This is a genomic window from Bacillus sp. FSL R7-0646, from assembly GCF_037969865.1.
GTDB classification, from domain to species: domain Bacteria; phylum Bacillota; class Bacilli; order Bacillales; family Bacillaceae; genus Bacillus; species Bacillus licheniformis.
On record NZ_CP150217.1, the window covers coordinates 3855063 to 3866686 of the forward strand.

At 43.9% G+C, this 11624-nt stretch carries 12 protein-coding genes; 3 read left to right on the forward strand and 9 right to left on the reverse strand.

Annotated features, from left to right (window positions below; all coding sequences use genetic code 11):
- Window positions 1-2 precede the first annotated feature (2 nt).
- From MKY62_RS20040 to galE, 9 genes are all read right to left on the reverse strand, one after another.
- Window positions 3-2003 carry an asparagine synthetase B family protein gene (locus MKY62_RS20040; protein ID WP_003186185.1) on the reverse strand — a complete coding sequence of 667 codons (2001 nt, stop codon included), beginning with the start codon at window positions 2001-2003 and terminating at the stop codon, window positions 3-5.
- Complete coding sequence (locus tag MKY62_RS20045; RefSeq protein ID WP_009329822.1) at window positions 2000-2464, reverse strand: lasso peptide biosynthesis B2 protein; 465 nt, start codon at window positions 2462-2464, stop codon at window positions 2000-2002. The genes MKY62_RS20040 and MKY62_RS20045 overlap by 4 nt, the downstream gene beginning before the upstream one ends.
- Window positions 2464-2736 (reverse strand): hypothetical protein, encoded by a 273-nt coding sequence (locus MKY62_RS20050; protein WP_003186189.1) that lies wholly within the window; start codon window positions 2734-2736, stop codon window positions 2464-2466. Before MKY62_RS20050 ends, MKY62_RS20045 begins: the two co-directional genes overlap by 1 nt.
- Window positions 2737-3086: 350 nt before the next feature.
- Window positions 3087-3719, reverse strand: a complete 633-nt coding sequence (locus MKY62_RS20055; RefSeq protein WP_003186191.1) for a response regulator transcription factor — start codon at window positions 3717-3719, stop codon at window positions 3087-3089.
- Between the two features lie 387 nt (window positions 3720-4106).
- Window positions 4107-4472 (reverse strand): cytochrome aa3 quinol oxidase subunit IV, encoded by a 366-nt coding sequence (gene qoxD / locus MKY62_RS20060; RefSeq protein ID WP_003186195.1) that lies wholly within the window; start codon window positions 4470-4472, stop codon window positions 4107-4109.
- Complete coding sequence (qoxC, locus tag MKY62_RS20065; protein WP_003186197.1) at window positions 4472-5086, reverse strand: cytochrome aa3 quinol oxidase subunit III; 615 nt, start codon at window positions 5084-5086, stop codon at window positions 4472-4474. Before qoxC ends, qoxD begins: the two co-directional genes overlap by 1 nt.
- A 14-nt stretch (window positions 5087-5100) precedes the next feature.
- On the reverse strand, window positions 5101-7050 hold the full coding sequence (gene qoxB / locus MKY62_RS20070) for a cytochrome aa3 quinol oxidase subunit I (protein WP_003186199.1): 1950 nt from the start codon (window positions 7048-7050) through the stop codon (window positions 5101-5103).
- A gap of 17 nt (window positions 7051-7067) precedes the next feature.
- The gene (qoxA, locus tag MKY62_RS20075) at window positions 7068-8036 is read right to left on the reverse strand and encodes a cytochrome aa3 quinol oxidase subunit II (RefSeq protein WP_003186201.1); all 969 of its coding nucleotides are present in this window, start codon (window positions 8034-8036) and stop codon (window positions 7068-7070) included.
- A gap of 471 nt (window positions 8037-8507) precedes the next feature.
- Window positions 8508-9497, reverse strand: a complete 990-nt coding sequence (gene galE, locus MKY62_RS20080; protein WP_003186203.1) for a UDP-glucose 4-epimerase GalE — start codon at window positions 9495-9497, stop codon at window positions 8508-8510.
- A gap of 801 nt (window positions 9498-10298) precedes the next feature.
- On the opposite strand from galE, the gene MKY62_RS20085 reads away from it, so the two are divergent.
- The 3 genes from MKY62_RS20085 (at window position 10299) to MKY62_RS20095 (ending at window position 11559) form a co-directional block, all read left to right on the forward strand.
- Complete coding sequence (locus MKY62_RS20085) at window positions 10299-10448, forward strand: anti-repressor SinI family protein (RefSeq protein ID WP_003186207.1); 150 nt, start codon at window positions 10299-10301, stop codon at window positions 10446-10448.
- A gap of 541 nt (window positions 10449-10989) precedes the next feature.
- Window positions 10990-11229 (forward strand): NAD(P)H-dependent oxidoreductase, encoded by a 240-nt coding sequence (locus MKY62_RS20090; protein ID WP_003186212.1) that lies wholly within the window; start codon window positions 10990-10992, stop codon window positions 11227-11229.
- Between the two features lie 18 nt (window positions 11230-11247).
- Window positions 11248-11559 (forward strand): hypothetical protein, encoded by a 312-nt coding sequence (locus tag MKY62_RS20095; protein WP_016886302.1) that lies wholly within the window; start codon window positions 11248-11250, stop codon window positions 11557-11559.
- The last annotated feature ends 65 nt before the right edge of the window (window positions 11560-11624 follow it).

Genomic DNA, 11624 nt, shown 5'->3' on the forward strand with positions numbered 1-11624 from the left:
GGTCATTGATACGAGTATATTTTGGCTTTCTCCGGCGTATTGACGGTTTCGATATCAGCCATGACCCTTGGCTTTACCGGACGGCTCCGGTCGAGAAGGTGCTCCTTCCCCTTGGATGCTTCTCTTAGCCATATTTCCAAGTCAATAACAGATCTCATGTACTGATAGCCCATGCCCAGATCATTATTTGGATCTTCAGAGCGGATAGCCATAGCCAGCAAGTGTTTCCACCATATATCGCGCTTAATGATGCCGAGTTCTTCAACGAAGACGCGCTCTCCCGGCTCAAATAACTGAAGAACGTGTCTGCGGTCATTCATAAAGCTTTTCCTGGCCATATGGGCATATGTTGTTTTCGTTGATCTGTTATAAACATAGGCAGGCAGGATATCGGTGAAAGATTTGCGAAGAAGCATTTTAGAGCCTGCATAATGTTCTTCAAGCCCTTTTAAAACATCAAAATGCTGTTCAGGCGGTACAGAAAATGAGAACTCGATCAGCCGCCGGTCCAAAAATGGATGGTACGTATGCAATGTCACACCAACAGCATCCATGTACCTCGCTCTCGGCCACAAAAAGTCATAGTGAAACCTCTTGCCCCACACTGAGAGCTCCCGGCTTTTTCGATAGCGTAGATGATCCTCTTTATTGATCTCCCATTCTCTCTTTCGGTGTTCTTCAGTGAAATATTCAGGCAGCTCATATTCCGTATCTGACCACAGCAGGTCGTAATAGAGCTTTTCTCCAATATAAGGCATGAAAGGGGCGATTCCGTATTGAAATCCGAGCTTCAGCATCTCTTTCATGCTGCCGCCTGACCATTCGCGAAGCAATTTGTAGATTTCAGAAAACCGTCTCTGCCGAAGCAAGGAATCGATCACTGACACTTCTCCGCTAAAAATGAAATCCCCGCCCTCACCTGTAAGGACAGACGAGGCACCATACTCCTCAGCGATCACTGTAAAAGTCTCATTAACCAGTGAATTGGCTCTCGGATCAGGACCGTCTACAAACCAAAGCGGATCACGCCCAATTTCCGCGTTTGGAATTTTGGCTGTAGCGTCTCCAAGAATGATCAGGCCGGGGATATCCATATCTCGCATCATATTCTTTACAAGGTCCCTGTCGTGGCTTAATATCATGTCGGGTTCGGCAAATGATATATTGACGGCCAGCAGCTGTTCCTTGCGTCCGCCTGCAACTGCGGCGGCGGTTACGGCAGCTGAATCCAGTCCGCCGCTTAATTCGACAATATGCCTTTCATCCTTTAAACGATCTGCTGTCACTTCCTGAAAAAGCTCCCGGAACCTCGGAACAGCGTCTCCAGCAAGATCTTTCTCGTTTAATAGCTGCGGAAGCCCCCAATAGCTGTGCACGTGAACCGCTTGATCCCGGCCGAGAAAAGCGTAGGACGCCGCAGGCACTTTGCGTATTCCTTTAAAAAATGTCCGATCTTCAAAGCCGTTTTCTCCTACAGCAAAGCCCGAAGTAGGAAACATTCTGCACACATCTTGATCGATCGCAAAAGGAATGTCATGAACAAGCAAAAGGATGCGCATGTCATTCGCTGCATACCATTCTCCTTTCGGACTGACCCAGTAGTAAACCGGACGGGTTGCGTATGTATCAGTCGCCAAAACAAGGCTATGCAGACTGTCATCCCACCAGACCATCGTATATTCGCCATGCGAGTGAGACAGCATGGCAGCTTTGTCCTGCTTCAATGATGCGTACAGCTTGTCATATTGCTCGATCTTTCGGGTGCCATCCGATTTTGCGTTAAGACCGCCGCTGATCCAGCCGTCTAAGATGACGGGGTGCAAAAGATTTATTTGAGTTGAAGGTCTAAAAGCTTCATCGTATCGGATATGCGCTTCAGCCATGTTTGCGATCCCGCAGCTGTAGCTGTGAATCCGTTCCGCCCGTCCCCATTTCTTGACGGCGGAAACCCACTCTTGCCATAAAGCGGTGTTGTTTCCCTGCATTCCAAACCATATTTTCATACTAGAGATAACACCCACCTTTCAGCGTAAGCGCTCATCTTATATGTCTGTAAAACTTTTAAATTCTTATTTTTATGATTCGGATCGATCGATTTGCCGTTTTCCATTTGAACCCACGCGTGAGAAAACAGCTTGTCATCAATTTTCTTGACCCCGATCATGAGATCAGCATCAGACCCATTGCTGAATAATATAGATTGAATCGTTAATGCAATAGAAACGCATGAAGTGACCAAATGGTCGTCTTCATCAAGGGAATACAAATATTCGCCGTTCCGGTGCAGTTCGTCTATATCAAGAAGCCCTGCACCTCTTTGCTTTGCGCTCGCATACAGCGGAAACAGGTGGATCGCAATTTTTTCATAAGCTTCTTCAAAGTCATAATTTAACAGCATCATACGTACAAAAGCATGAACGGTTGTAAAATATTCGTGGTTTTTGACAAGCGCTCTTTTTTTCATCAGCTTTTATCCTCTATTTTAATGAGCTTATGATGTGTCAGTTCCTGTATCGCCTCATTTAATATCGCTGATAGTTCTTCTTCCGTCTGATCGAACGCCGATTGCCACTTGATCAGAATATCTTTTTTATCCTTTCGCTCATTTTCAATTTCGATCCACAGCTCTTTTAAAGCCCCTTCCAATCCGAAATACTGCCCATTGTCCAGGTTTAGGACGATGCATTCATTTTCCAACACGGTTGTCGCTGTCTCTTGATTTCGAATAATTTTCAAAGATTAGACCTCCCCGGTATGCATGATTTCAGAAAAATAAAGGAGAAGAGAGCCGGCAAGCTCTCTTTCAGCACTTTATGCATGATGTTCTTTCCACGCCCTCGTTATCATTTCAGCGCTGGAGCGTTTTAAAAAGAGCCTGCAATGCGACGATGCCCCTGAATTTACCAACTGATCACATGAATCAGATTATCACAGGACAATATTAAAAAAACCGCAAAAAACTACCGAAAACCGACATGATTAGCCAATGGCATCAATGGGCCATTATTACGGGATTTATTCGGAGGAAAAAGAAAAAGAGAGCCTATCGACTCTCTTTTGCAGGGAAAAACGAATATATACTTTGTCTATACTTTCTGCTTGATCAAATTAAGCATCGTCCCTTTTTTTACTGCGCAGTACCGCGACGTTACTTTGAGCTTTTTATAGATTTTGCTCAAGTGATACTCTACGTTCCGTGTCGACATTTGCAGGTCTGCTGCGATCTCTTTATTTGTTTTACCGCTGGCCACCTTCTGCAAAATATCCAGTTCTGTGTCTGTTAAATGCTCGTCCACCGAGAGATCGGAGTCGAGCCTCAGTTTTTGCAGCAAGCCGTCGGGAAATAACACAGCCCCTTTTAAACACAATAAAATACTCGAAGCTATCATGCTGTCTGTATACGATTTATCTATAAACCCTTTAACTCCGGCCTCGATCAACTTATTAAAATATGAGTGAATTTCATCTCCCGAAAACATAATGATAATTTTGGATTGAGGTTCGATTTCCAGCGTTTTAAGAGACAGTTCCAACCCGTTCATCCCCGGCATTTTTAAATCATAAAGAAAAACGTCTATATGTACCTCTTGGTTTTTTAAGAGGTCGAGAGCTTCATTTCCTTCGTGGCAAACGATGACATCCATATTATATTTTTTTAATATTTCCTTCATTCCGGATGTCAGAACCCTGTAGTCGTCTACTAACAACACGCGTATCATCAGTAACACTCTCCTTAAATCAGTTTCCTCCGAACAAATACCGCAATAAAAACCCCATGAATAGAATTGAAGGATGATGTCGGGTTTTAGTGCCTTTTTGTGGTTTTTACCACTATATTCTATGATAGCATGATTATGTAATCAACTGGAAGTAATAAGGAGGTGACACAGATGCGCAAATTGGAAAGTGCTCAAGTTAAAAGCTATGGTTCATTCCTGACTGTTACTCTTTCTAAAAAGAGCAAGCCGGGCGACGGCAAATTCGGCCGCGGCGTAAAACGCGGTTAAGAGTGTATGAAAAAGAGAGAGCCTCGGGCTCTCTCTTTTTCCGTTCAGCAATCAAAAAAGAGTGCGGATAGTTGAAATCCGCACTCTTTTGCCAATCAATTAATGTCCGCTGTGCTCAGAATGTTTTGCACCTGGAGAACCGCCCTCAGGGTTGTCTCCGTGATAGTTGTGAGCAGCGAAGATCCAGACGGAACCGGCAATAATCGCAACCGCAATAAACGCGGCAAACAGCGTATTCCCGACTTGGATTTTGCCGCTGTCACTCTCAGTCATATGCATAAACATTAAGAGCTGAAGTCCAGCTTGAATGATCGCAAAACCGAAAATAATCCACAGCTTTGCAGCCATGCTTAAATCCGTATAGATCACCCACAAGGCCAATAAGGTCAGCACAATGGACAACACGAACCCGACAATATGCTTCCAAGGAAAGTGGCTGTGTTCAGCCGATTGTTTTGCTGCCATTATACATTCACCAACCCTATCAAATAGACACCGGTAAAGATGAAGATCCATACCACGTCTAAGAAGTGCCAATACAAACTTGAGATAAACAGCTTAGCAGACGTTTGCGGGGTGAGGCCGCGCTTTTTCGTCTGAAGCAATATGCCGATAATCCAGAAGATACCAATCGATACGTGCAGTCCGTGGGTTCCCAATAGAACAAAGAATGCTGACCAGTAAGCACTTGTCGATAAAGTGGCACCTTCGTGTACATAATGATTGAACTCATAAAGCTCATAGCTGACAAAGCCAGCACCGAGCAACAGGGTAATGATCATCCAGATCATCACGCCTTTCAAACTGCCGCGGCGCATTTCATGCACTGCAATGCCGCATGTGAAACTGCTCGTTAACAGCAGGAACGTCATGATTAAAACGAGCTTCGCGTCGAACAGTTCTGCCGGCAGTACGCCTCCCGCTGTTCTGTTATGAAGAACAGCATAGGTCGCAAATAACGTAGAGAATAAAGCAATCTCCGCTCCAAGAAAAATCCAAAAGCCAAGGATATTCAACCTTCCGATTTCAGAACGGTATTCCATAGGAGCGTTAGAATTGCTGTGTTCTGCATGTTCCATCAATCCCGCCTCCTTTACTTGGCATTCTTTCGTTCAGTCTCTTTTATTTCCTCAACACTTACATAGTAGCCGTCGTCATATTCAAATGAACGAAGAATCATACAGAGGAATACACCGATCAGACCGACGATTCCCATCCAGAACCATTCAAAGACAAGCCCGAATCCAGCAAATCCGAAGCATAATGACATGATAAACGGACGGCCTGAATTGCTCGGCATATGAATCTTTTTAAACTTGCTTTCAGGATGAATCTCGACATTGTCTTCCTTCATTTGCGCAAATGCGTCAGGTGAAGTGACCTCAGGCAGAACCGCAAAGTTATAGTGCGGCGGGATCGCAGAAGATGTAGCCCATTCAAGCGTGCGACCCATTCCCCAAGCATCTCCTGATTCCTCGCGTTTTGAATGACGGAAGCTGTAGAAAATGTTATAGCAGAGAACGATGAATCCTGCGGCCATCAGCAATGCGCCGAATGTCGCAATCATGTTCAATGCAGTCCAGCCGTCTTCTGCTCCGTATGTGTAAATACGGCGAGGCATTCCCTGCAATCCAAGGAAATACATCGGGAAGAAACAGATGTTAAAGCCCGTCATGAACAGCCAGAAGAACCATTTTCCGATGCGTTCGTTCAGTTTGTGACCGAACATTTTCGGATACCAGAAGATCAATCCGGCGAAACATGCAAACACAGTACCCGCGATCAGCACGTAGTGGAAGTGCGATACGAGGAAGTATGTGTTGTGATATTGATAATCCGCAGCTGCCATCGCAAGCATAACGCCCGTAACACCGCCGATGACGAAGTTCGGAATAAATGCAAGCGACCACAGCATCGGCGTTGTGATTTTAATTCTGCCTCGATGCAGCGTCAACAGCCAGTTAAAGATTTTAACCCCGGTCGGCACCGATATCGCCATTGTCGTAATCGAGAAGAACGAGTTGACCGCCGCGCTGTTGCCCATTGTGAAAAAGTGGTGCAGCCAAACGATAAAGCTGAGAACCGAAATCGCCACAATGGAATAAACCATCGCTTTATAGCCGAACAGCTGCTTTCTCGCAAATGTTGCAATGATTTCTGAAAAAATACCGAAAGCAGGCAAAATAACGATGTAAACCTCAGGATGTCCCCAAATCCAGAACAGGTTCGCCCATAGCATCGGCATACCGCCGTTTGCCAAAGTGAAAAAGGCTGTTCCGAACAAGCGGTCAAATGTCATCAGCGCCAAAGCCACTGTCAAGACAGGGAAGGCGAAAATGATAATCACACAAGTGATCAGCGTTGTCCAAGTGAACATCGGCATCCGCCATAGAGTCATGCCTTTTGTACGCATTTTCAGGATGGTAACCATAAAGTTGATCCCGGTGAGAAGCGTACCGATACCCGCGATCTGAAGTCCGAGCAAGTAATAGTTCTGTCCAGGTCCAGGACTCAGCTCATTGCCTGCAAGCGGCATGTAAGCCGTCCATCCTGCATTCGGCGATCCGCCGATGACGAATGAAATGTTAAACAGCATCGCTCCGACCATGAAGGTCCAGAAGCTCAAGTTGTTCAAGTAAGGATAAGCAACGTCCCGCGCACCGATTTGAAGCGGTACGACCACGTTCATTAACCCAATAAGAAACGGCATCGCCATGAAGATGATCATGATCGTACCGTGAGTCGTAAATACTTCATTATAGTGGTTGGAATCTAAAAAGCCGTTATTAGGAAGCGTGAGCTGGGCACGCATCATTAACCCGTCGACACCGCCGCGGAAGAACATAATGACTGCGGCAATGATGTACATGATTCCTAAACGTTTATGATCGACGGTGGTAATCCACTCTCTCCAAAGCCATTTCCATTTTTTGAAGTATGTCAGCACAAATACGATTGCAATTGAAGTAAGCAAAATGGAAATCTGTGCTCCAAGAATTAATGGGTCACCTGTAATTATGAATTCGTCCCATTTCAAATTCATGCAAGCTTCCTCCTTTCCTAGTGAGAATCTTGGTCTTCAGATTGTTTTTGATCTTTGTTTGTCTTTACGTTTTCAAACGGATCTGATTTAGAGTGCGGAGACAACGGTTTATAGCCCAGTCTTTCGCGCGCTTTAATGGCGTATTCCGCATCATTTCCGTGATTAACGTACTTCAGGTGTGTAGATGAGAACGTCATTTCGTCCGCATGCTGAGGAAGCATCAGTTCATCGTACTGGGTTTTCGTCAGCTTGGGAGCTTCTTTCTGCGTTTTCTTCACCCAGTCATTAAACTTGCTTTCAGATACCGCATTGACATTAAACTTTTGTTCTGCAAAACCTTCGCCTGTGAAGTTTGCATTTCGGCCTTTATAAGTACCCTCATGGTCTGCCTGTAAATATTGCTCCATTTCCATTCCGGACATGGCGTATTTTTGCCCGCCAAGCTGCGGAATCCACAGAGATGCCATAGAGTCGGCAGATGAGATTTTAAACAAGATCGGTCTGTCTGTCGGGATATTCAAATAGTTGACCGTTTCGATATCCTGTTCCGGATAGCTGAATACCCATTTCCAATCGACAGATGTAGCATATACGACCAAAGGTTCCTTGTCCTTTGATGCTTTTGGAGCCTCTTCTAGAGAATAAATTGTTTGAACTGTCGGCACTGACAGCGCAATAACAATTAAAATCGGAACCACTGTCCAGACGATTTCTAAAAATGTATTGCCTTCTACTTCCGGGCTGTAAGGAGACTTTCTGTCTTTACGCTCACGGTATTTCACAATCATCACAGTAAAAAGGACAAATACGACCGCTACGATAAACAGCATAAATCCAATCGATAATAGAATAAGATCTCTTTGCTGCGAAGCAACCGGTCCTTTAGGATCCAATACCGCGATTTGACTGCAGCCGCCCAATAAAAAAACGGAGGAAAGCAGAGTCAGCATAATCAGTGGTTTAAATGCTCTGAACAAGAGGATCACCATCCTTCCTTAATGATGTCTAAAATTTGGTCAGAATATCTAAGATAAAAGGATTCTGAAAAACTTTTTTCTTCTACCTTGCTATGCTATCAAAATCTTCACCAATTAGCCTTATTTTTTTCGATTGTTCACCTTTTTTTCACCCAAATGTCACAAAATCGTCAAAATTTGTTCATGATATTATGAATAACAAAGGAAAAAGACTGGTAATTTTTTAGTTCTTTTTACACACATAGCAAGCGCTGACAAATCCCTCCGGAACAAAAAATCTGTCAAATTTAGGTTTACCACAATAAAAAACTTTGGTCAATCATTAATTTCACATTGTTAAATTTTTTCATGGTGAATCATTATCCTTCTCCCTTCCTTTTCCCTGCTGACAACCGGTTTTAAACTAAAGAACATCAAAAAAGAGCTTTCTTCTGTGACTGAAAGCTCTTTTTTATCCTATATAATAGGCGTTATCGCATTCTAGCTTTGATAGCCGTTCGGATGTGCTTTAAACCACTTCCACGCGCTGTCAATGATCGTTTCCAGTTCGGCGTACTTCGGCTGCCATCCAAGCTCTTTCACCGCTTTTTCCGAAGAGGCGATCAGCTGTGCCGGGTCTCCTGCGCGGCGCTCTGCAACCTCCGCCGGTATCGGACAGCCTGTCACTTTCCGGGCAGTTTCAACGACTTCTTTGACTGAGAAGCCCGTTCCGTTTCCGAGATTGTATACGGCGCTTTCTCCGCCGTTTCGAAGCCTCTCGACAGCGAGAATATGCGCGTCGACCAGATCCATCACATGGATGTAGTCTCTGATGCACGTGCCATCCGGAGTCGGATAGTCGTCGCCGAAAATCATAATCTTGTCCCGTTTGCCTAGCGCGACTTGAAGAATGATCGGAATCAGGTGCGTTTCAGGCTGGTGGTCCTCGCCGATCAAGCCGTCTACATGCGCCCCGGCAACATTAAAGTAGCGAAGGACGACATGACGGATTCCGTATGCCTTTTCAGACCACTTCAGCATTTTTTCAATGGCAAGCTTCGTTTCCCCGTACGGGTTTGTCGGATCCGTCGGATCTGTTTCCATAATCGGCACCCGATCCGGTTCTCCGTATGTTGCAGCGGTTGATGAGAAAACAATTTGCTTCACATCGAACTCTTTCATGACCTTTAACAGGCAAACAGCTCCGTAAACGTTGTTGTCATAATATTTGAGAGGATCTGTTACGCTTTCTCCAACCAATGAATCGGCCGCGAAATGCATGACAGCCTCAATGTCGTTTTCCTGAAACACCTTTCTTAGAAATGCTTCATCGCGCAGATCTCCATTATAGAAAGAAGCTCCCTTTAAAGCCGCCTCTTCATGTCCAGTTTGCAGGTTATCAATAATTACGACATCTTCATTGCGGCTTAACAGTTCCGCTACAGCATGGCTTCCAATATAGCCCGCCCCTCCGCATACTAATATTGCCAATTCATTTCTCTCCTTTCAGCGGCGTTATCCTTCTATTTTAAAATCTATAAAACGCCTGTGAATCTCTTTTTCAAACAAAGATGATATATTTGCTTTTTTCATTTTACCACCTTCAGCATTTTCCGGCTTGTATTTTCATCATTTCTTCAAATAAAAAGTTGGGGGAAAAACGAATTGAGAGACCTTCATTCCATTAAATACCTTACAAGGAATAGTTCGGGTTTTTATCCATATCAATGGTTTTCTCTTGGTGAATCAACGCGATTTTGAGGCAAAAGCTATACTTTTTTCACTGCATTTGAAACCAATGTTCTTTTTTTCCACTTAATGCTGATCGATAATAGTATTTTCGTATTACCCTTCTTTAACCCATACAGCAACTAAGCCCAAAGAACCCTCTCCACCCATTAGATCTTTAATCTAAATAACCCCTTCAAACCATCGATTTTCCAATATTTCCACACAATGACCTCTCAAAAATCCCTTCCTTGTTTTTAGAATATTCAAAGGATATTCGGCTGCAATTGAGAAATTCTTAATAGGGAAAAATGATCATTTTTATTTGAATACTATCCAGTCAGTAATTGATTGTTTATTATTATAAGTAAGAATCTAAGATTTTTTGGTTTTTTTAGTCAGTTATTTAGGGAATAGGTAGGTTTATCAATGATGACTTTGTGAATTTTTTATGAAATTTGTCATTGTTTTCACATGGCTGTTGTTTTATAACTTTTATTGCATCTCAAGGAAGAACCGTTTTTTCTTTGAGGTGAACAACGTCTTATCATATTGGAGGAAGCTATGAATACTCAAACGAAACACAAGTTGGACAAAGATTGGGTGATTTTGATGAAGGAGGCGAAAAAACTTGGGCTGCAAATTGAAGATGTGAAAGAATTTCTTCGCAGTCAGCCCATCCAAAGCGATGCTGAAAAACAGATAAAGCAATAAGCGTTTAAAAGCATCAGTTATCCAAAAAAACAGGCGGTTCTGTTGAATCTTGGTCTATCAAGATGATCCAACCGGCTGTTTTAACGAGTGTTTTAATTGATAATGACGTATTTGAGCAGCAGGCTTGCTGCCTGTGTATAGATTCTGTCTGCTCCATAGAAACGAGCATTTTAAGGAGCAGCCTTACCTTTTGCCCTGTACATAGGTTGTTTCACTTTTTCCAGCTTCACTCTCTTAAGGGGTACCAGACCGGATTGATTAAGGCGTTTTAGAGGCATTGCTGACCAACGCTGATGCCAGCAGCCCCATACACTTTCTTCTGTATCGGTTTCGATTGCCTTTCTCCTGAAAGGGGGCGGAGCTTTTGGCCTTAATCCTTTTGATACCATCCTCGGGCTTCCTTTCCATACTCCCTTTTCTGTTAACCATCCGCCTATATAATCGGTTTTTTCGATGTTAAATATCTAAAATATCAATTTTACTGATGGTTGTTGTTATCTTAAACTGAATTCATGACCCATTCCAGAGGAGGATGATGAATATGGGGATAGCAGCAATCTGCGGAAGCTCCCGCGAAAACGGAAATACGGAAGAGTTGGTGAATCGATTAGTAGACGGACTTGATGCCGATAAGATCTACCTGCGAAACTATCACATTGAGCCCGTATCGGACTACAGGCACGGCAATACAGCCCCTTTGTATCCTGATGATGACTACAGAGACCTGATCAGCCGGGTGCTGGAGAAGGATATCCTGATTTTTGCCACTCCGATCTATTAGTACGGAATGTCGGGTTTGATGAAAAACTTTATTGACCGCTGGTCACAGACATTGATTGAGCACGGGAGATCTGCATTTAAACAGCAAATGGCGAAAAAAACGGTCTACGTCGCGGCTGTCGGAGACGATGATCCCCGCTTGAAAGGGCTGCCGCTTATTCAACAGTTTCAATATATCTTTGATTTTATGAACATGACATTCGACGGCTATTTGCTCGGCAAAGGGAACAAGCCCGGCGGCGTGGTGACAGACCGGACAGCGATTGTGTCTGCAAATGAACTGAGAAGGAAGCTGGCAGAGGCGGAAACGGGGCAAAAGCATGGCAAATAAAAAGGCGAACAAACGGTTTTATTTATGGAAAAAGCATTTATTCGAGATGATCAGGTCTTTCATCT

Coding starts and splice junctions, on each gene's coding strand:
- MKY62_RS20040 (WP_003186185.1), bottom strand. CDS start 2,003: ATGAAAATATGGTTTGGAATGCAGGGAAACAACACCGCTTTATGGCAA.
- MKY62_RS20045 (WP_009329822.1), bottom strand. CDS start 2,464: ATGAAAAAAAGAGCGCTTGTCAAAAACCACGAATATTTTACAACCGTT.
- MKY62_RS20055 (WP_003186191.1), bottom strand. CDS start 3,719: ATGATACGCGTGTTGTTAGTAGACGACTACAGGGTTCTGACATCCGGA.
- qoxD (WP_003186195.1), bottom strand. CDS start 4,472: ATGGCAGCAAAACAATCGGCTGAACACAGCCACTTTCCTTGGAAGCAT.
- qoxC (WP_003186197.1), bottom strand. CDS start 5,086: ATGGAACATGCAGAACACAGCAATTCTAACGCTCCTATGGAATACCGT.
- qoxB (WP_003186199.1), bottom strand. CDS start 7,050: ATGAATTTGAAATGGGACGAATTCATAATTACAGGTGACCCATTAATT.
- MKY62_RS20085 (WP_003186207.1), top strand. CDS start 10,299: ATGAATACTCAAACGAAACACAAGTTGGACAAAGATTGGGTGATTTTG.
- MKY62_RS20090 (WP_003186212.1), top strand. CDS start 10,990: ATGGGGATAGCAGCAATCTGCGGAAGCTCCCGCGAAAACGGAAATACG.
- MKY62_RS20095 (WP_016886302.1), top strand. CDS start 11,248: ATGAAAAACTTTATTGACCGCTGGTCACAGACATTGATTGAGCACGGG.